The organism is Desulfovibrio sp. SGI.230 (assembly GCF_050313065.1).
Taxonomy (GTDB): Bacteria; Desulfobacterota; Desulfovibrionia; order Desulfovibrionales; family Desulfovibrionaceae; genus Desulfovibrio.
In genome coordinates this window covers 73,545-92,242 of sequence record NZ_JBNPKS010000007.1, presented here as the reverse complement: position 1 = coordinate 92,242, position 18,698 = coordinate 73,545, and the positions used below count along the sequence as shown (strand labels likewise).

Genomic DNA, 18,698 nt, shown 5'->3' with positions numbered 1-18,698 from the left:
AAGCCATCCCAATCCATTGGGATGGCTTTCTTTTTTTTGGCGATCCAGCTGTCCACGAAAGACTTTCCAAGACCCCCATTCCGAACACCATCATGCGACTTTGAAAAGCTGGTAATCTCCCCGGAATGCCCCGACCGCGGCGTTACAGCCCGCACTCCTTCATCCGGCGCCACAAGGTCGTTCGTGAGATGCCCAGAGCCTCGGCAGCCTGGGTCTTGTTGTATCTGTATTTTTGCAGCACGGCTTCCAGGCGGGCGCACGACGCCGTCTCTCCCCTGCCGGCGGAAGGCGTTTCCGGTTCTTCCTTATCCAGGATATCCGCATCGAAGAGGATGTCCGAGGCCTGGATCACAGGCTGCCGGGCCAGAGCGATGGCCCTGTCCACCACATGGAGCAGCTCCCGGACATTGCCGGGCCAGTCATGCTGTTCCAGCTTTTCGATGGCCTCGTCCGAGATCGAGAGCTTTTTGTAGCCTTCCCCGCGCAGCCTGCGCAGATAGGCAAGGACGATGGGACCGATATCTTCCCTGCGTGCTTCGAGCAACGGGATCTTGAGCAGCAGGGTATTGATCCTGTAGAACAGGTCCTGCCGGAACTGCCCCTGCCTGGCCATGGCAAAAAGGTTCCTGTTCGTCGCACAGATGATGCGCACGTTCACCTGCACGAAACGGGTGCTCCCCAGACGGGTCACGACCTTGTCCTGCAGGACCCGCAACAGGCGGGCCTGCAAGCGCAAGGGCATCTCCCCTATCTCGTCAAGGAACAGGGTCCCCCCATGCGCCAGCTCCACCAGCCCCGTCTTGCCCCCGCGTCTGGCCCCGGTAAAAGCGCCTTCTTCATAGCCAAAAAGTTCGCTTTCCAGCAGGCTTTCGGGCACGGCCGCACAGTTGACGGAAACAAAGGCCGCCTCCTGCCGCCGGCTGTGCGCATGGATGGCCTGGGCGAACATTTCCTTGCCTGTGCCCGTGTCTCCGATCAGCAGCACGGGCCCGTCACTGTCCGCGAAACGCTGCCCTATGAACTTCGCCTGACTGATGGCGGCACTGTCGCCGATAATGTCGTTGAACATGAAGTAACGGCGCTTCCCTTTCTGGTAGATATTTTGCCGCACCTGCCGTTCATTCTTCTGGATATCGACGGTATTGTTCAGGCTTAGGACATAGCCGTCAAAATTCCCCTTGAGCTTGATATCGACGATGGTGAAGAGGAACTCACGCTTTATCATGTCTTTCAGGATAAAGGAGTCCGATGCACCTTTCCTTTCTCCCATGATGCGTGAGAAATCCGTCCTGGGGAATATCCTGCCCAGATCCATGCCGATGATCTGCTCCGATATGACGCCAAAGACCCCCTGGGCTTTGTCATTCGCGTAGCGTATCGTATAGTTTTTATCTACGACTATGATGATATTCGGATTGATATTCAAAACAGTATTTATGAAATCTCGTCTCTGTATATTCAGAGCATCCATTTCTATGATGTGTTTTGCCTCCAAAAACACCTTGTAGACAGCTTCCTGATTTTCAGAAAGCAGGGGAATGGCGTGGAATCCTTCCTCTCTTGCCTTGCTTATCAGGCCAAATCCCCCCACAAGCAGAGATATGTTTTCCTCCCTGACCTTCTTCAGAGCCGCTTCGATATTGTTCCTGTCCTCGACTTCCAGCCTGTAGCCCCGCAGACCGAGCAGCTGTGCTATCCGCATGAATTTGAGCCCCTGGCCGGGAAAGCAGAGATGGCCCACACGCATGTTGCTGTTCTGAAAAGGCAGGAGGGTCTCGAAAAAATTCTCGGCCGAGTATTCGATGGAAAGGATGGGGATGGAGGTGGAATTCCTGAGGATGTGGAGCGCATGCCCGCGTGTGGCCAGCAGTTTGATCTTTTCCGTATTGAGGAGGTGCAGGGCGACCTCTACGTCATTGTCGAACTTCGATACCGCGATGCAGGTCCGCATGTTGAGCTGATGGGCCGTCTCCTCGGCATACTTGGCCAGCGTCTTGAACGGAGTGACGACACAAAAATCCGCAGGCTGCTCACCTACATGGATGATGGACTCACAAAATCCGGGGTGCATGGAGACTCCTTTTGTGAAAGGACGGCGGATCCCGCCTGCCCATCCGGCAGGATGGACATTGCGTTTCAAATGTTTCAAAAATAATATAAAATAATTTCAATAGATTGTCTAAGATTATCTGCAACATTATGTTTATTTTGTTATTTCCGTTTTAATAAAATACTGATTTTAATAATCTTTTTAAAATGGCACGCTTATTGATGTTAGTGAAAAAAAGAGCGTTCTACCGAAAGAAAAAATAAAACCAATCTTGTCGGTATATTATAATGGAGGTCATCATGGTCCAAGGTAACTGGTGGAAGTGGGCTCTCAGCCTGGGCTTGCCCCTGATCGTATTCTTTACCGTTCCGGAAATGGAGATCGCCAGCCCGAAGACGCCGCTTTTCCTGGCGATCACCCTGTGGGCCGTCATCGCCTGGGCCGTGGAGATCCTGCCCTCCGCGATCGTCGCGGCCATCCTCACGTTCCTGTATGCGCTTTTTGTCACCAAGCCTGCCGTCGCCTTCTCCAGCTGGTGCACCTTCCTGCCGTGGATGTGCTTCTCCGCCCTCATCATCGCCCAGGTGCTCAACCGTACGGGCCTCGGCAAGCGCATCGCCCTGCACAGCATGATCCTGATGGGCTCCTCCTTCACCAAGACCATGATAGGTCTCATGGGGGCCGGCATCATCCTGACCCTGCTCGTCCCCTCCGGTCTGGCCCGCACGGTCATCTTCGTCGCCATCGCCCAGGGCCTGATTCAGGCCCTCAACGTGGACACCCGCTCCCGCATGTCCTCGGCCTTGATCATGGGCGGTTATCTGGCGGCCATCGCCCCCGGCCTGTTCTGCATCACCGGTACGGAGATGAACCTTCTTGCCCTTCAGGTCGTCACCAACACCACCGGTGTTCCCGTGGAGTATGTCGACTTCATCATCCAGATGGCGCCCTTCTCCATCTTCTACATGGCCTGTTCCATCATGATGGTCTTCATCATCCGCGGCAAGGAGCGGCTCCAGAACGAAGAATCCCTCAAGACCGTCCTTGAGGAACGCCTGAAGGAGATGGGGCCCGTCTCCGCTGATGAAATCAAGATCTTCCTGGTGCTGTCCATCGGCTTCATCGCCTTCGTGACCGAACAGTGGCACCATCTCCCCGGCGCGTTCGTCTTTGCCCTGGTGGGCATGGCCTGCTTCATGCCCGGCATGAACCTGGCTACCGAGCAGGATCTGCGCAAGGTCAACCTTTCGTTCCTCATCTTCCTGGCGGCCTGCATGTCCATCGGTGCCGTGGCGCAGGACCTGAACATCCCCAAGTGGATCTCGGCCCACATGTCTTCCCTGTTCGAAGGACGCGGCGCGGTCATGGCCATCAGCTTCTCCTATGTGCTGGGCGTGATCGTGAACTTCCTGATGACCCCCATGGCGGCCGTCGGGGCCCTGGGCAGCCCGCTGGCCCAGCTGGCCGTCAGCCTGGGCATGGACCCCTATACCCTTGTCTACGCCCTGCTGTACGGTCTGGACCAGCTGCTCTTCCCCTATGAGATCGGCTACCTGCTGTACACCTTCATGAGCGGCGCCGTCACCCTGCGCCACATCATGGGCGCTTTCGCCATCCGAATGGTGGCCTTCGCGTTCTTCATCCCCCTGATACTCGTGCCCTACTGGAAGATGATCGGTTTCCTCAAGTAAAGAGAAATGGCCATGAACATCATCGATTGCAGATACAGACCCAATACGCCCGAATGGATGGCGACCTTTACCCGCAACCCGGTCTACGCGGAGTATGTCGAACTCACGCACTTCGACCGGAAGCCCACCCAGTCCCTTGCGGCCTGTGCGGCCCAGCTGGCCTCGCTTGGCATCAGCAAGGCCCTTGTCTCGGGCAGGGATATCGAAAGCACCTATGCCAGCCCTTCCTCCAATGGGCTTGTGGATGCCTGCGTAGCGGCCTTCCCCGACCTTTTCATCGGCATCTACGGCTATGATCCGCACAAGGGGATGCGGGCCTACAAGGCCATGCGGCAAGCTTTTGCCGAAGGGCGCAGCCTGGGGGCATCCATCGAACCGGCCATGGCCCATTGCGCTCTGGACGATGCCCGCTACTATCCGCTGTACGCCCTGTGCTGCGACCATGACCTGCCGCTCCTCGTCACCGCGGGCCTGTCGCCCCACATGCCCGGCGTCCTGCTGAGCCCCACATCGCCTGCGGCCCTGGACAAGGTCGCCACCGATTTCCCGGACCTGCGCATCCTGGTCAGCCATGGCGGCTATCCCTGGGCCGGCGAGACCATCGCCGTCTGCCTGCGGCACCGCAACATCTACCTGGACTTTTCTTCGTCCATCAACAAACCGGGTGGCGAGCTTTATGTCAAAGCCGCCAATGACTGCCTTGCCGACCGCTTCGTCTTTTCCAGCGCCAATCCTTTCGTGGATGTGGACAAGGCCCTGGAGCAGATCGGCCGCCTCGGGCTCTCGGACGAAGCCCGGGACAACATGCTCCACAAGAACGCCCTGCACCTCATCGGCCATTCCCTGCACAACGCCTAAGGAGCCTTGCCATGTCATCCCGTACCATCTATGCCCTCACCGCCGGCCAGAAGCCTGTCGTCATCACCAACCATTTCTACATGCGTCCCGACATCAAGGAATCCCTGTGCACCCAGTTCTTCTTCTGGTGCATCCTGGACGAGAAGGAAGGCCCCATCCTGGTCGACCAGTCGTTCACCCAGCGATGCCTTGACGAGATGAAGATCCCCTATCAGGTCAAGGAAGGCCCCCTTGAGCTGCTCGACCGTATCAATGTCCGTCCCGAGGACGTGCGCCATGTCATCCTGTCGCACCTGCACTGGGACCACTACGCAGGCGACGAGTTCTATCCCAATGCCCGCTATCATGTGCACCAGAAGGAACTGGAATATGTGACCGGCCCCCTGATGCGCTTTACGACCTATGCGCAGCACTACAACTTCAAGGCCATCGAGCATCTGCTCCACCTGCATTTTTCCGGACGGGTCCATCTGGTCCAGGATGAACGCGAGGAGATCTGCGAAGGCATCACCTGCCTGAGGACGGGCGGCCATACGCCCGGCCTGATGTCCGTGGCGGTGGAGACCGAAGGCGGGACGAAGATCATCTGCAGCGATGTCGTCCCGCGTTACCGGAACATCAGCGAGATGACCCCCTGCGGCATCCACTATGATGTCACCGAAGCCCTCCAGGCCCTCGAGACCGTCAGCCGGATGACCCGATCCGCGGACGACATCCTGCCCGGACACGACCCGGCCATCACGGAACGCCATCCCCAGGTGGCCCCCGGCGTCTACCGCATCATCTGACATCCGGGGCATGACCGGCCATATAGTCAAGGAACGAACATGACATATACGACATTGCTCCCGGCCCGCATGGGACGGCTGGAACTGCGCAACCGCATCGTCTTCCCCGCCATGGTGACGAACTACTGTTCCACCCGGGGCGAAGTGACCGACAGGCTGGTGGCCTACCACCAGGAAAGGGCCAAAGGCGGTGCCGGTCTCCTGATCACGGAAGCCACCTACATCAGCCCCGACGGCAAGAGCTTCCCGCATCAGCTCGGTATCGATGACGATGGCCTGCTGCCCGGCCTTAGACGTCTGGTGGAGTCCGTCCACGCGGCGGGGGCCCGCATCGCCGTCCAGCTGTGCCATGCCGGCAGACAGACCTCCCGGGCCGTGACCGGCCTGCCGCTCCTTTCGCCCTCGGTGACCCGTTTCGGCAATGACGAGACCAGCGCCATGCGGCAGGAAGATATCGACAGGGTCCTGCGTGACTATGCCGGCGCGGCCCTGCGGGCCCAGAAAGCGGGCTTCGACGCCGTGGAGCTGCATGCGGGCAACGGCTATTTGCCCCAGCAGTTCCTTTCGCCCTTCACCAATGCCCGGCAGGACGGTTACGGAGGCAGCCTGAAGAATCGCGTCCGCTTCACCGTGGAGGCCATCCGGGCCGTCAGGGCGGCTGTCGGACCGGACTTTCCCATCATCCTGCGCCTCGGTGTGGCGGAACCCGTCAGCGGAGGCCTGACTCTGGAAGACGGCGTGGCCGCAGCACGCATCCTGGCCCGGGAGGACATCGACGCCTTCGACGTGACGGCCGGCATGCGGGAAGGCGGCATGTGGGTGACGCCGCCCCTGGCCCTGCCCCAGGGCACGCATATCGAAAAGGCGGCAGCCGTACGGCAGGCCATCCAGGCCTCCAGGCCCGTCATCGGCATCGGCAGGATCACGTCCGCTTCCCTGGCCGACAGCTTCATCGCGGCCGGAAAGGTCGATTTCGTGGTCATGGGGCGCGCCCTGCTGGCTGATCCCGAACTGCCGCTCAAGACATTGCAGGGCAGGGAGGAAGACATCCGTCCCTGCATAGGCTGCAACGAGGCTGCATCGGCCGCCTGTCCCGCGGGCTCGACATCTGCTGTGCCGTCAATCCCCGTGTGGGCAATGAATACCGCCCCCTGCCGCGCCGGGTCGCCAGCCCGCGGCATGTCCTCATCGTCGGTGCCGGTCCGGCCGGGCTCGTGGCTGCCTGTACGGCACTCCGGCGGGGCCACCGGGTCACGGTCCTGGAAAAAGAGGCCGCCTGCGGCGGCAAGATCCCTCTTGCGGCCCGGCCTCCGTTCAAGGAAGAGCTGGCAGGCTACGCCGTCTGGCTGGAACGGCAGGCCCGGGATCTGGGCGCCGACATCCGCTGCTCCACCAAGGCCACGCCCTCACTGGTGTCCGAACTGGCACCGGACGTCGTGCTGCTGGCTGTCGGCTCCGAGCCCGTCATCCCGCCCATCCCCGGGCTTGCACCGGAACGTTTCCTTCTTGCGGAACAGGTCCTGCAGCAGGGGCCCACCCCCGGACAGGACGTCCTCATCATCGGCGGCGGACTGGTCGGCTGCGAGACGGCGCTCTTCCTTGCCCGAAACGGCTGCCATCCTCTGGTGGCAGAGATGCGCGAAGATCTCTGCATGGACATCGAGCCCCGTTCCCGGGCCGTCATGCTCCTGCATCTGAAGGAATACGGCATCAGGACGCTGATCTCCTGCCGGGTCGACCGCATCGGGGAAGGGGAAGCCGTCCTGTGCAGGGCGGGACATGCCGAAGAGCACCTGCCCTGCTCCCGCATCGTGCTGGCTACGGGCTACCGCCCCCGTACGGCGCTTGCCGAAGCCCTGCGCGGCATGGCCGTGCCTGTCCACAGTATCGGCGACTGTCACGGCGGGACGCGCATCTGTGATGCGGTCTGGCAGGCCACGGCCACAGCCGAAACCATCTAACCCATCGCCCGGGAAACACCGGGCCGGAAACGGTAATGAAACAGTTCGTCTGCAAACCGACCATCCACATGTTCCCCACCTGCAAGGACTTCCTGGCAGGCTTCGACATCGGTGAGGAAGACCTCGTCCTCAGCAACGCGTATATCTTCAAACCTTTTTTTGACGGTCTCGACTGCCGTGCCAAGGCGCTTTTTCTGGAAGATTACGGCCAGGGAGAGCCCAGCGACACCATGGTGGACGCGTTGCTGGCAGCGGCCTCCCGCTATGATTTCCGCCGCATCATCGCCATCGGCGGCGGTTCCGTCATCGACGTGGCCAAAGTCCTGGCGGTGGCTCCGGCCGGCAGTGATACCAGTGCCGTTTTTGACTGCAAGGAACTGAAGCAGGAAAAGGAACTCATCATCCTGCCCACCACCTGCGGTACGGGCAGCGAGGTCACCAATATCTCCATCATCAACCGCACCTGCCTCGGGATCAAGGTGGGTCTCGTCCACGACAGCCTGTACGCACGTCATGCCGTCCTGGTGCCCGAGCTGCTGGAGAAATTGCCCTATCCCGTCTTTGCCACCAGTTCGCTCGATGCCCTGGTCCATGCCGTGGAGTCCTACCTGTCCACCGCGGCAAGCCCCTTTACCCGCATGTTTTCCGCGGAAGCCATCCGGCTCATCCTGACCGGCTACACGGACGTGGCCCTGCACGGCAGGGACAGCCTGCGTCCCCGCCTTGGCGACTTCCTGCTGGCGAGCACCTATGCCGGGCTTGCCTTTGGTACGGCAGGATGCGCCACCGTGCATGCCATGAGCTATCCGCTGGGCTCCACGTTCCATATCCCGCACGGGGAGTCCAACTACGCCGTCTTTGCCGGTGTGCTGCGGCATTACGAACAGCAGCAGGTCCCGGGCCTGGCAGACCTGCAGGAGCTTCTGGGCCGGGAGCTGGGCTGCCCCGCCTCCGGCGCCATGGACAGCCTCGATGCCCTGCTGCAAAAGATCCTCCCGCTCAAGAGACTGTCCGCCTACGGCATGGAGCCTTCCCAGGCCCAGCCTTTCGCAGAGGCCGTCCTGCGGACCCAGCAACGCCTGCTGGCCCACAGCCCCAAGGAAATGACGGTAGCCGACATGAGCGGCATCTATACAGCCCTGCTGTAGCATCCATCTCCAGGCCGGAGGCATCCTTTCGTCCCTGATCCGTCATCCGGCCTGGCGTCCTCCTTCCGGTGGGGGGGCGGCCTGATCTCCCACCCCTACAGGTCGTCCCCCTCTTCAGGCAGCCTTTCCAGAAGCACGAGGCATGCCCCGGATACATCCCCTGCCCCACCGCGCCAACGGTGGGAGCAGGGGTGTGTTTTCCATAACAGCCATGATTTCATGGATATTCGTGATGCCCTTGCGAATGCGGGCATGATGATTACTCTGTGGATATGCTGCAGACCAGCAGGCAGCTCCCGGCAGCCGTCCAGGGAAGGGGCGGTTGCTGTTTCCCGGACATGCCGCGTGCAAGGGGGCCATCGTGAAAACTTCGGATGTCGTCAAACGGTATGGTTGTCTTTCCGTCTCGCTGTTCTTCAACGCCCTGGGCATTGCCCTGATCACCCAGGCCCACCTGGGCACCACCCCCATCACGACCCTGCCTTATACCCTGGCCGCCATCTTTGGCCTGACCCTGGGCACCACGACCTTTGCCTGCAACCTGCTCTTCCTGCTGCTCCAGCGCATCCTGCTCCGGCGCAGGCTGGGCATCGCGGAGCTCTTGCAGATCCCGGCCGTGCTCATCTTCAGCGTGTTCATCGACTTCTGGATGCACCTCACCGGCGCGCTGGTCACGGACATCTATGTCTGGCAGATCGTCATGTGCATCGTGGGCAGTGCCGTGCTGGGCGCGGGCATCAGTCTTGAGATCATGAGCAATGCCACGGTCATCCCCGGCGAAGGCCTGGTCATCGTCATCGCGGCACGTTCCCGCAAGAACTTCGGCAACATCAAGGTCCTGTTCGACTGCTCGCTGGTCCTGGCCTCGTGCCTTCTCGGGCTTGCCGTGCTGGGCAGCATCGTGGGCCTGCGCGAAGGCACCGTGCTCTCGGCCGTCCTGGTGGGCATGTTCGCCCGCCTGACCTCTCCCTGGACACGCAAGCTGAAGCCCCTGCTCTGGTCCCCGGAACAGCGCCGGCTCCTGCGTCAAATCAAGGCCGAGATGCCGCCCCGGCAAAAGTAAGCCTCTTGCCGAAAGGCTGCCGCCCCTGTCTGCCGGCGCCGGCAGCACGGGACAGGCCTTCCAGAACCACCAATTACCGGGGCAGCTCCAAACGCACCGTCACCGCGAACCAGGACACTTTTCCCCAGTCTTCCCGCTGTGGTGCGAACGTCCCCTGCTGCGGGACCTCTCCCATGCTTACCGTGCAGGACGGCCCCTCCTTTGGAGCGCTGTCCGCAAGGGCCGCCGTCCCCTCCTTAGCTGCGGCACCCGGTACAGCGGCCGGGCTCCCCTCTGCGACGCTTCCGGCAGCTCCGGCCATCCCGTCATCCTGTGCCGCAGGGACCGAGCGCCCGGCAGACGGGAGCGTGCCGGCGTCGCTGCCGGTGGCGCCATCCCCGGAAAGACCGTCCCTCAGCCCCTGGACCGAAAAAAACGTGCCCGCCATTTGTCCGCCGGGCCTGCCCTCCCCTGCGCTCTGCCGCAGGACGAACCGACCTTCCCCGCCTTCCGGCAGCTGCCAGATACCCATCTGGCGTTCCAGAGCGGCCATGCCGGTGCGCTCCCGCAAGGCCGTCTCCACGGCGGCGGCCTGCGGCCCCGGCACACGATAGCGGGCCGTGAGGGTCCGGCGTCCTGTACGCGGTTCCGTAGCAGGACGGCAAAAAAGATATTCCAGCCCTTCCGGCCTGAGGCCCGCCTCTTCCAGAAAATCGGCACAGCGGTAGCCCGGCGCCGCTTCCGCCGTCGGGCCGGACAGCCCCGGCAGGAGCAGGACCGGCCCGCCGTCGGCCGCCCGCGCGGGCACGACCAGATACAGGCCCAGCAGCAGGGCCATCATCACGCGCATGATGCGTCTCCTTCCTTCTTATTTGCCGGCGTCCCGCCTTTCGGGGACGCGGCCGTGTCTACCACGGCCAGAGTACGTTCCTTGTCTTGTGCCGCACTGTACGCAGGCCATCCGGCATGTCCCGCCCTGCAACACAGAGCTTCCTCCGCCTGTCCGCCGCAGCGCCCCCTCCGGCCTTGCGGACAAACCGGCAGCAGGGAAGACGGGCCCTCCGCAGACGGCCGGACATCACGGGTATCGAAGCAACAGCAGCACAGTACCCCATCCGCCAGGGATGACCGGCAGGACGAAAAAAGGGGAAGGACGCAGGATGCTTCCTTCCCCCAATACAAGTCAGGATTATGCCGCGAGCGGGCCGTTACGCACGGCCTTCCCAGGCCTGGACGGTGTTCTTCAACAGCATGGCGATGGTCATGGGGCCCACGCCGCCGGGCACAGGCGTGATGGCCGCGGCCTTCTTGCTCACGGATTCGAAGTCCGCGTCGCCGCACAGGCCGTCGTCCGTACGGTTGATGCCCACATCGATGATCACCGCGCCTTCGCGGACCATGTCGCCCGTGATCATGCGCGGGCGGCCGATGGCCAGGAAGAGGAAATCCGCGCTGCGGCATTCCGCCGCCAGATCGGGCGTGCGGGAGTGGCACAGGGTCACCGTGGCATCGCCGAATTCGCCGGGACGGGCCAGCAGCAGGGCCAGGGGCTTGCCCACGATGTCCGAACGGCCCAGCACCACGGCCTTCTTGCCGCGGGTGGGCAGGTTGTAGCGGCGCAGCAGCTCGATGACGCCCGCCGGCGTGCACGAGACCATGCCGGGCAGGTTGAGGGAAAGGCGCCCCACGTTCTCGGGATGGAAGCCGTCCACGTCCTTGGCCGGGTCGATGGCCAGCAGGCAGGCGGAGGCGGAAAGATGTTTGGGCAGGGGCAGCTGCAGAAGGATGCCGTCCACGTCGTCACGGCCGTTGAGCTCGGCGATGAGGGCCAGCAGGGCCTCCTGCGTGGTATCGGCAGGCAGACGGTAGGGGAAGGAAAGGATGCCCGCCTCGGCGCAGGCACGTTCCTTGTTGCGCACGTAGACCTGCGATGCGGGATCTTCTCCCACCAGGATCACGGCCAGGCCGGGAGCGCGGCGGCCGGCCGACACAGCGGCCTCCACCTGGGCCTTGAGTTCCGCGCGGATGTCGCGGGCAGTCTGCTTTCCATCAATAAGGATCATGGCGACCTCGTGGCTGACGTTGGCGCCGGGGCCGGCGCGTGGAAGGGGCGGAGTATACTCCGGGAGCGCGGCAAGCTCAAGTCCGCGATATCCCTGACCCATAGGCCCCGCAGCGTCTTGCGCTCCGAGCATGATGCGTTGTACATTCATACTTTGAACGGCCCTTCCCGTCCCCGGGAAGTCCCTGCCGTGATGCCATGTCTCCGATGCGGCGGCATGATGTGAGAACGTACCATGCTCCGAACTTTGCTGCTTTTCCTGCTTTGCCTGCTCCTGCCCGTTCCCCAGGGAGCTCTCGCCGCCGCCTCCGGGAAAACCCCGGTCCAGGCGGAAACGAGCCTGCCCCTGAACAGGACGACTTTCCATTTTTTCTCTCCCGAAGACATCGCCGCCAATTATAAAGCATCCAAGATCATCCGTGTAGGCTATTTCGACCAGCACGGCGTTTTCGAAGGTGAAGGGGAACACCTTTCCGGCTATGCCGTGGCCCTGCTCACGGCCATCTCGCGCTATACGGGATGGGAATACAAGTGGGTCAAGATCCGCTTCGACGAGCTGGCCCAGCGCCTGGACGACGGCACCATCGACCTTTCCTGCGGCATCAGCTTCACGCCCGAGCGTTCCCGGCTCTACAGCTTTTCCAAACTGCGTGCCGGATACGAGAACACCTGTCTGCATGTCTCCAGCATGAGCGACATGCATTACATGGATCTGGAAGCCTTCAACGGCATGCGCATCGGCTTTTTCACCGACTCCCTCCAGTATGACGTGATGAAGCGCTTTGCCGCCCAGAACGGTTTTTCCTTCGAGTCGTTCTTCTTCGAGGAAAGCAACGAGATGTCCCAGGCCCTGGCCGAAGGCCGCATCGACGGCTATGTGGACGGCGTCCTCCAGGGCAAGGGCACCAAGGTGGTGGCCACCATCTCCACGGACCCCTTCTTCTTCGTCACCCGCAAGGATGACAGTGCGATCATGGACCCGCTCAACGAGGCCATGCGCCAGATCCTGCTGAACCACCCCACCTATCTGGCCCGCCTGTACGACAGTTATCTCAACATCTCCTCGGACGTGCCCGTGGTCTTCACCCGGTCCGAATGCCGGTGGCTGGCCACCAAGCCCGCCATCCGCGTGGCCTACAGCCGCGAACAGGACATGATGGACCCCGAACACGGGGGCAATTTCCTCTATGCCTTCCTGAAGATGCTGGAACGCCAGAGCGGCATCCGTTTCGAATTCCTTCCCCTGCCCTCCTATGACGCCTGCCTCAAGGCGCTGGCCGACGGTACGGCGGACATCATGCCCGACGTCTATCCCCAGCTTTCCTTCCTGCGCAGCCAGAACATTTTTTCGGGCAGGACCTTCTATAACGCGCCCATCACGGTGGTGGGCCGGCTCCATGACAAAAATATCCCCGGCCAGTCCTGCACGGTGGGCTTCACCCGCGAGATGCGCAGCGTGATGCTGGCCTACCAGAGCGCCTACCCCGAGGACATCCCCAAGATCTTCCCCAATATCGACGCCTGCCGCAAAGCTTTTGAGAAGGGGGAAGTGGACGTTTACCTCTGGCCCTACCCTGCGGCCTCCCTCCAGGACGATCCGCCCAAGGACGGGCTGCTGCTCCCCACCCGGGCCATGTATCCCATGGCGCTGGGCATCTCGCCCCATGCCTCGCCCTTCGTGACTTCCGTGCTGGACAAGGTCATCACCTCCACCACCACGGCCACCATCGACGCCCTGCTCCTTTCCGCCGCGCCGGATTCCCTGCTGGACGTCATCCGCCGTTTCCTGCGCCGGAACCTGGTGGAGACGCTCTGCGGCCTGGGCCTGCTGCTGGGCCTGATCATGCTCCTCGTCATGCGCCACAACAGGCGGCGTCTGGCCGATCTCCGCGCGGCGGCGCTCACCGATCCCGTGACGCAGGGCCCCAACCGGGCCAGGTTCCTTATAGATGCGGCCAAGATCCTGCAAAAGGACCCGCGGCGTTACTATCTGTCCACCATCAACATCCGCAAGCTCAAGCTCATCAACCGGGCCTGCGGCCTGCGCACCGGGGACAGCCTGATCCGCTTCTGCAACCGCGAGTTCGCCCTGCGCAGCCGCCAGGGGGAACTGGCCGCCTACAGCGGCTCGGGACAATATCTCCTGCTCTGGAGATGCCCTGACGAGACCACCTTCACCCAGCGCATGGAAGAGCTGTTCAGCGTCGCGGACATGGCCCGCAAGCTGTACCAGCGCCCGGTGAGCTTCTCCTGCGGCGTGTACGTCATTCGCAACGACGCCGACATGGAAGAACACGAACCGCAGCCCACGTCGGGGACGGGAAAAAACATCAACGAATCCGAGCGCTTCGTCTCCCGTTATCTGCTCTATGCCGAAACGGCGGAAGCCAGTATCGCTTCCGGCGGCTACCGCTCGCAGTTCCTGATTTACAACGAGCTCATCGGGGCCCGGCAGCTCAAGGCCAACGACATCGAAAACCGCATGGTCAACGCCCTGGAACACGGGGAGTTCACCGTCTTCATGCAGCCCCAGGTCTGCCTTGCGGACAGGAAACTGCTCGGGGCCGAGGCCCTCATCCGCTGGCAGGGCCCGGACGGAAAGATGGTCTATCCCGACGAATTCATCCCCTGTTCGAGCAGAACGGCTTCATCCGCGAACTGGACCTCTTTGTCCTGGATACGGTCTGCGCCTGGATACGCCGCCGCCTGGACGAAGGCAAAAAGGTGCCCCCCATCAGCATCAACCAGTCCAAGGCCCTGTTCTTCCACGACAACTATGTCGAGACCGTCCTCGGCATCGCGGCCCGCCACGATGTTCCCGCCCACCTGCTGCATGTGGAGGTCACGGAAAGCATGGCCTGGCTGGATGAAGAAGCCTTCATCCGCACCCTTGATGCCTTGCGCCGTGCGGGCATCGGCCTGAGCCTCGACGACTTCGGCAAGGGCTATTCCTCCATGGCCATGCTGCATTCCTTCGGCTTCGACACCATCAAGCTGGACCGGGCCTTCCTGGCCCCCGGGCAGGAAAAGCAACGCTCGGTCTGGATCATCATTTCCTCGCTCGTGGACATGGCCCGCCGCCTCGGCATCGAGATCCTCTGCGAGGGAGTGGAGACCGAAGACCAGCTGCAAAAGCTCCTTGCCTCGCACTGCAAGTACGGACAGGGCTATCTCTTCTCCCCGCCCATGGATCTGGAGACCTTCGACACCTACGTGGATGCCCACGAGCTGGAGCGGAAATAGCCACATGCTCCGGAGGCCTCTCCTCCGACGGAGAAGGGCTCCGTCTGATGCCCCTCCCCCAAATGCAAAGCGCCGCCTTCTCTTGATGAAGGCGGCGCTTTTGTCCGGCAAGCTTTCCCTGCCGCATAAAAAAGGGGGCCTTGCGGCCCCCTCGGGAATACGGATGACGGCAGGCCGTGCCTGCGTCCGCCGGATTAGTCTTCGCTCTCGTCCAGGGCGTAGTATTCCGCCAGCATGGGACCGAAGAATTCGGCGCCGTCGCCCAGTTCTTCTTCGATGCGCAGCAGCTGGTTGTACTTGGCCATGCGCTCGGAGCGGCACAGGGAGCCGGTCTTGATCTGGCCGGCGTTGACGCCCACGGCCAGGTCGGCGATGAAGCTGTCTTCGGTCTCGCCGGAACGGTGGGAGACCACCGTGGTGTAGGCGGCTTCCTTGGCCATCTCGATGGTGTCCAGGGTCTCGGTCACGGTGCCGATCTGGTTCAGCTTGATGAGGATGGAGTTGGCCACGCCTTCGGCGATGCCTTCAGCCAGGATGGAGGGGTTGGTCACGAACACGTCGTCGCCCACCAGCTGGGTGCGTTCGCCCAGGCTGGCGGTCAGCATGCCCCAACCGTCCCAGTCGCTTTCGGCCATGCCGTCTTCGATGGAGATCAGGGGGTACTTGCTGGTGAACTCGGCCAGCCACTGGGCCATTTCGGCATTGTTGAAGGTCTTGTTCTCACCCTTCAGCACGTACTTGCCGTCCTGATAGAATTCGGAAGCGGCGGCGTCGATGGCCAGGGCCACTTCACTACCGGGGATGTAACCGGCTTCTTCGATGGCCTTGACGATGTAGCTGAAAGCTTCGTCGTGGTTCTTCAGGTTGGGGGCAAAGCCGCCTTCGTCGCCCACGCTGGTCACGTGGCCGTCCTTTTCCAGCAGCTTTTTCAGCACGTGGAAGATCTCGGAACCCATGCGCAGGGCATCACGGAAGCTCTGGGCGCGCAGGGGCATGATCATGAATTCCTGGATGTCCAGGTTGTTGGGGGCGTGGGCGCCGCCGTTGATAATGTTCATCATGGGCGCGGGCAGCACCTTGGCGTTGACGCCGCCCAGGTACTTGTACAGGGGCAGGCCCAGGTATTCGCTGGCGGCACGGGCGCAGGCCATGGACACGCCCAGCATGGCGTTGGCGCCCAGACGGCTCTTGTTGTCGGTGCCGTCCAGGTCGATGAGGGTGTTGTCCAGCTGCACCTGCTGCAGGGCGTCCAGGCCCAGCAGGGCGTCAGCGATCTCGCTGTTGACGTTCTCCACGGCCTTGGTCACGCCCTTGCCGCCGTAACGCTTGCCGCCGTCACGCAGTTCCAGGGCCTCACGGCTGCCGGTGGAGGCGCCGGAAGGCACGGCCGCGCGGCCGCTGTGGCCGGACTCCAGAGAAACTTCCACTTCCACGGTCGGATTGCCGCGCGAATCCAGGATCTCGCGGGCATACACAGACGCAATGCTGCTGCTCATAATCGCTCCTTTGAAGGTTGATTCTTCCGCCGCGCGAAAGAGTCGTTTTCTCCGCTGCGCCCCCACGGGCGGTGGCGGGGCCATTGTCCGGCGGCAGGGAAGCCCTGCCGCAAAAATCTTTCTTCCCCACAAGGGGGCATCCGGGCCCTGCGCGCGACGGCAGGCCCGGGCCCACTGCCGCACGGGGCGGCACGGCCGGTACGGCCCTCAATAGGGGTGACGTTCGTAATACAGGCGGCGCAGGCCCTCCAGCAAGAGCGAGGGCAGCACGGCATCGAAGACGTCGGGGCTGATGCGCGCGATGGACGGGGCAAAGCCGCCCGTGGCCAGCACCAGGCAGTCACCGGGCAGGCCCTTTTTCAGACGCTGCGTCAGGCCTTCCACCATGCAGGCGAAGCCGAAGACCAGACCGTGCTGGATACTCACCGACGTGCTGCGGCCGGGCGCGGGCTCCAGGGCGTCCACGTCCAGGTTGACGCGGGGCAGCTGGGCCGTTTCGCGCGCCAGGGCCGAGATGGCCGTGCGCGGGCCGGGAAAGATCAGGCCGCCGAGGTAGGCATTGCCGCTGATGCAGTCAAAGGTGACGGCCGTGCCGAAGTCCACCACGATGAGGGATTCCGGGCCGGGATGCAGACGGCGCGCCTCATAGGCGCCCACCAGGCGGTCGGCGCCCACTTCCTGCGGGCGCTCGTAATGGTTCTGCAGGGGGATGGGCATGTCCTGCGGCACCATCCACAGGGGGCAGCCCAGATAGCGCTGGACGGCTTCACGTAACAGGGGATCGAAACCCGGCACCACCGACGAGGCCACACAGGCCGTGAAACGGGGCTCGGCACCGGCGTGGCGCAGCAGCTCCAGCAGGGTCAGGCCCAGACTGTCCGAGGTCTGGGCGGGGTCCGTGCGCAGATTGTAGGAGGTCATCACCCCCCGGGAGTCGGCCAGACCGACCTTGATGCAGGTATTGCCGATGTCGAAAAGAAGAAGCTCTGGCTGCATGTCATACTCCTTGGGGAACAGATGCCCCGCGCACAGGAATCCGCAGGCAGAAAGTATGCCAGAAAGCCCGCCCGTTCGCAAGGAAGGGCACGGCCCGTTGCCTGCCTGTCTGCGGGGCGGCCTGCCCCACATGGTATCTCCCCGATGGCCTGGCGCTCCCGCCCTGTTCGCCTTCCCCTTCCCGGAGACCGCGGTCACAGCACCATAGTTCCCAGCCCCTCAAAAAAACGTTCCTGTCCCCTACCCGCCAAACCACTCCGGCCGGGCCTCCGCGGCATCGGCGCGACAACCCTGCCAGAGACCGCGGGCGGCCAGGGCCCGGCGCAGGTCGGTGATGATGCCGCGTTTTTCCAGGGCCCAGGCAGGGGCCAGCAGCTCGCCCGGCGCGGGGTCGGCCTGGATGCGCTGCATGACCACGGTGGAGGGGATGCGCGGCAGGGCGGCGCACAGCATGTCCACATATTCGTCCCGGGCAAGGGGACGGTAGTCGCCCGCCCGCCACTGCCGGGCCAGTTCCGTGCCCTGCGGCACATAGACGTTGTGCAGCTTGAGGCCCTGCATGCCCAGCGAGACGGCCCAGTCCACACCGTCGAGGAAATCGTTCTCGTCCTCGCCGGGCAACCCGGCCATGAGGTGCCCGCAGACCAGCAGCCCGGCATCCAGCGCGGCGCGTACGGCCTCTTCGGCCTGACGCGCCGTGTGGCCGCGGTTGATACGGCGCAGGGTGTCGTCCCGGCAGGTCTGGAGGCCCAGCTCCAGCCAGACCTCGTCCAGCCCGCAGCCGGCCAGCAGGGCCAGCTTTTCCCCGTCCAGGCAGTCCGGCCGCGTGCCTACGGCGATGCCCCGGCAGCCGGGCAGGGCCGCCACCTGTTCCAGCAGATGCGCCAGCCGGGAGGCCGGGCCGTAGGTATTGGAAAAGGATTGCAGATAGGCCATGAACAGGCGGTCGCTGTCCGTGGTGGTGTACTTGGTGTACCAGGCGTCCCACTGGGCGCGCAGGTCGAGACCGCGCAGGCCCATGCCGGAACCGGAGCCGCTGTCGTTGCAGAAGATGCAGCCCCGCGCGGAGAGCGTGCCGTCCCGGTTGGGGCAGGTGGCGCCCGCATCCAGTGGAATTTTTTGCACCCGGACGCCGTATTTGCGCCGGAAATAGGTGGCCAGGGTATGCCAAAGCAGCATGATTCACGCCTTTTTAGCGGATTTTTCAGGGCCGCGGACAGGAGAAAAAATTTGTACTGTGTCCGCAACAGCTTGACTTCAAGCCCATTTTAGCCGAACAAGTTTTGTCTGCTGCCGTGCGCTTTTCGCCTTCAAGGCCATGGTTCCCGCGGGAACCGGCCCGGAGCCTTACGGCATCCCCCAC

At 62.8% G+C, this 18,698-nt stretch carries 12 protein-coding genes and 3 pseudogenes; 8 read left to right on the top strand and 7 right to left on the bottom strand.

Features of this window, described 5'->3' with window-relative positions; all coding sequences use genetic code 11:
• Window positions 1-142: 142 nt before the first annotated feature.
• Both ACQRAG_RS07675 and ACQRAG_RS07670 read right to left on the bottom strand, forming a co-directional pair.
• Complete coding sequence (locus tag ACQRAG_RS07675) at window positions 143-1,225, bottom strand: sigma-54 interaction domain-containing protein (protein WP_427803813.1); 1,083 nt, start codon at window positions 1,223-1,225, stop codon at window positions 143-145.
• A 54-nt stretch (window positions 1,226-1,279) separates the two neighbouring features.
• Window positions 1,280-1,951, bottom strand: a pseudogene (locus ACQRAG_RS07670) (PrpR N-terminal domain-containing protein); the annotation flags it as partial.
• 398 nt (window positions 1,952-2,349) lie between these two features.
• On the opposite strand from ACQRAG_RS07670, the gene ACQRAG_RS07665 reads away from it, so the two are divergent.
• From ACQRAG_RS07665 to ACQRAG_RS07635, 7 genes and pseudogenes are all read left to right on the top strand, one after another.
• On the top strand, window positions 2,350-3,741 hold the full coding sequence (locus tag ACQRAG_RS07665; RefSeq protein WP_240937630.1) for an SLC13 family permease: 1,392 nt from the start codon (window positions 2,350-2,352) through the stop codon (window positions 3,739-3,741).
• 12 nt (window positions 3,742-3,753) lie between these two features.
• On the top strand, window positions 3,754-4,599 hold the full coding sequence (locus ACQRAG_RS07660) for an amidohydrolase family protein (RefSeq protein WP_168934812.1): 846 nt from the start codon (window positions 3,754-3,756) through the stop codon (window positions 4,597-4,599).
• Window positions 4,600-4,610: 11 nt separating this feature from the next.
• Entirely contained in the window at window positions 4,611-5,387 is a 777-nt protein-coding gene (locus ACQRAG_RS07655) for an N-acyl homoserine lactonase family protein (protein WP_297159939.1), read from the top strand.
• A gap of 39 nt (window positions 5,388-5,426) precedes the next feature.
• Window positions 5,427-6,419: pseudogene (locus tag ACQRAG_RS07650) on the top strand (NADH:flavin oxidoreductase); the annotation flags it as partial.
• Between the two features lie 98 nt (window positions 6,420-6,517).
• Complete coding sequence (locus ACQRAG_RS07645; protein ID WP_427805307.1) at window positions 6,518-7,348, top strand: NAD(P)/FAD-dependent oxidoreductase; 831 nt, start codon at window positions 6,518-6,520, stop codon at window positions 7,346-7,348.
• Between the two features lie 35 nt (window positions 7,349-7,383).
• Window positions 7,384-8,496 carry a 4-hydroxybutyrate dehydrogenase gene (locus tag ACQRAG_RS07640; protein ID WP_427803774.1) on the top strand — a complete coding sequence of 371 codons (1,113 nt, stop codon included), beginning with the start codon at window positions 7,384-7,386 and terminating at the stop codon, window positions 8,494-8,496.
• Between the two features lie 361 nt (window positions 8,497-8,857).
• Entirely contained in the window at window positions 8,858-9,559 is a 702-nt protein-coding gene (locus tag ACQRAG_RS07635) for a YczE/YyaS/YitT family protein (protein ID WP_427803775.1), read from the top strand.
• 73 nt (window positions 9,560-9,632) lie between these two features.
• Here ACQRAG_RS07635 and ACQRAG_RS07630 read toward each other — a convergent pair whose 3' ends face one another.
• Complete coding sequence (locus ACQRAG_RS07630; protein ID WP_427803776.1) at window positions 9,633-10,388, bottom strand: DUF4952 domain-containing protein; 756 nt, start codon at window positions 10,386-10,388, stop codon at window positions 9,633-9,635.
• 358 nt (window positions 10,389-10,746) lie between these two features.
• Window positions 10,747-11,601, bottom strand: coding sequence for a bifunctional methylenetetrahydrofolate dehydrogenase/methenyltetrahydrofolate cyclohydrolase FolD (gene folD, locus ACQRAG_RS07625; RefSeq protein ID WP_204625912.1), 855 nt, complete (start codon window positions 11,599-11,601; stop codon window positions 10,747-10,749).
• A gap of 234 nt (window positions 11,602-11,835) precedes the next feature.
• Between folD and ACQRAG_RS07620 the strand changes: the two are divergent.
• Window positions 11,836-14,843, top strand: a pseudogene (locus ACQRAG_RS07620) (EAL domain-containing protein).
• 194 nt (window positions 14,844-15,037) lie between these two features.
• On the opposite strand, the gene eno reads toward ACQRAG_RS07620, so the two are convergent.
• The 3 genes from eno to ACQRAG_RS07605 all read right to left on the bottom strand — a co-directional run bounded on the left by eno (window position 15,038) and on the right by ACQRAG_RS07605 (window position 18,514).
• Window positions 15,038-16,339 (bottom strand): phosphopyruvate hydratase, encoded by a 1,302-nt coding sequence (gene eno, locus ACQRAG_RS07615; RefSeq protein WP_006007454.1) that lies wholly within the window; start codon window positions 16,337-16,339, stop codon window positions 15,038-15,040.
• Window positions 16,340-16,546: 207 nt separating this feature from the next.
• Window positions 16,547-17,335, bottom strand: a complete 789-nt coding sequence (locus ACQRAG_RS07610; RefSeq protein ID WP_040369738.1) for a type III pantothenate kinase — start codon at window positions 17,333-17,335, stop codon at window positions 16,547-16,549.
• Between the two features lie 240 nt (window positions 17,336-17,575).
• Window positions 17,576-18,514, bottom strand: a complete 939-nt coding sequence (locus ACQRAG_RS07605) for a TIGR01212 family radical SAM protein (RefSeq protein WP_304020163.1) — start codon at window positions 18,512-18,514, stop codon at window positions 17,576-17,578.
• Window positions 18,515-18,698: the final 184 nt, after the last annotated feature.

Coding starts and splice junctions, on each gene's coding strand:
- ACQRAG_RS07640 (WP_427803774.1), top strand. CDS start 7,384: ATGAAACAGTTCGTCTGCAAACCGACCATCCACATGTTCCCCACCTGC.
- folD (WP_204625912.1), bottom strand. CDS start 11,601: ATGATCCTTATTGATGGAAAGCAGACTGCCCGCGACATCCGCGCGGAA.
- ACQRAG_RS07630 (WP_427803776.1), bottom strand. CDS start 10,388: ATGCGCGTGATGATGGCCCTGCTGCTGGGCCTGTATCTGGTCGTGCCC.
- ACQRAG_RS07605 (WP_304020163.1), bottom strand. CDS start 18,514: ATGCTGCTTTGGCATACCCTGGCCACCTATTTCCGGCGCAAATACGGC.
- ACQRAG_RS07655 (WP_297159939.1), top strand. CDS start 4,611: ATGTCATCCCGTACCATCTATGCCCTCACCGCCGGCCAGAAGCCTGTC.
- ACQRAG_RS07665 (WP_240937630.1), top strand. CDS start 2,350: ATGGTCCAAGGTAACTGGTGGAAGTGGGCTCTCAGCCTGGGCTTGCCC.
- ACQRAG_RS07660 (WP_168934812.1), top strand. CDS start 3,754: ATGAACATCATCGATTGCAGATACAGACCCAATACGCCCGAATGGATG.
- eno (WP_006007454.1), bottom strand. CDS start 16,339: ATGAGCAGCAGCATTGCGTCTGTGTATGCCCGCGAGATCCTGGATTCG.
- ACQRAG_RS07675 (WP_427803813.1), bottom strand. CDS start 1,225: ATGATAAAGCGTGAGTTCCTCTTCACCATCGTCGATATCAAGCTCAAG.
- ACQRAG_RS07610 (WP_040369738.1), bottom strand. CDS start 17,335: ATGCAGCCAGAGCTTCTTCTTTTCGACATCGGCAATACCTGCATCAAG.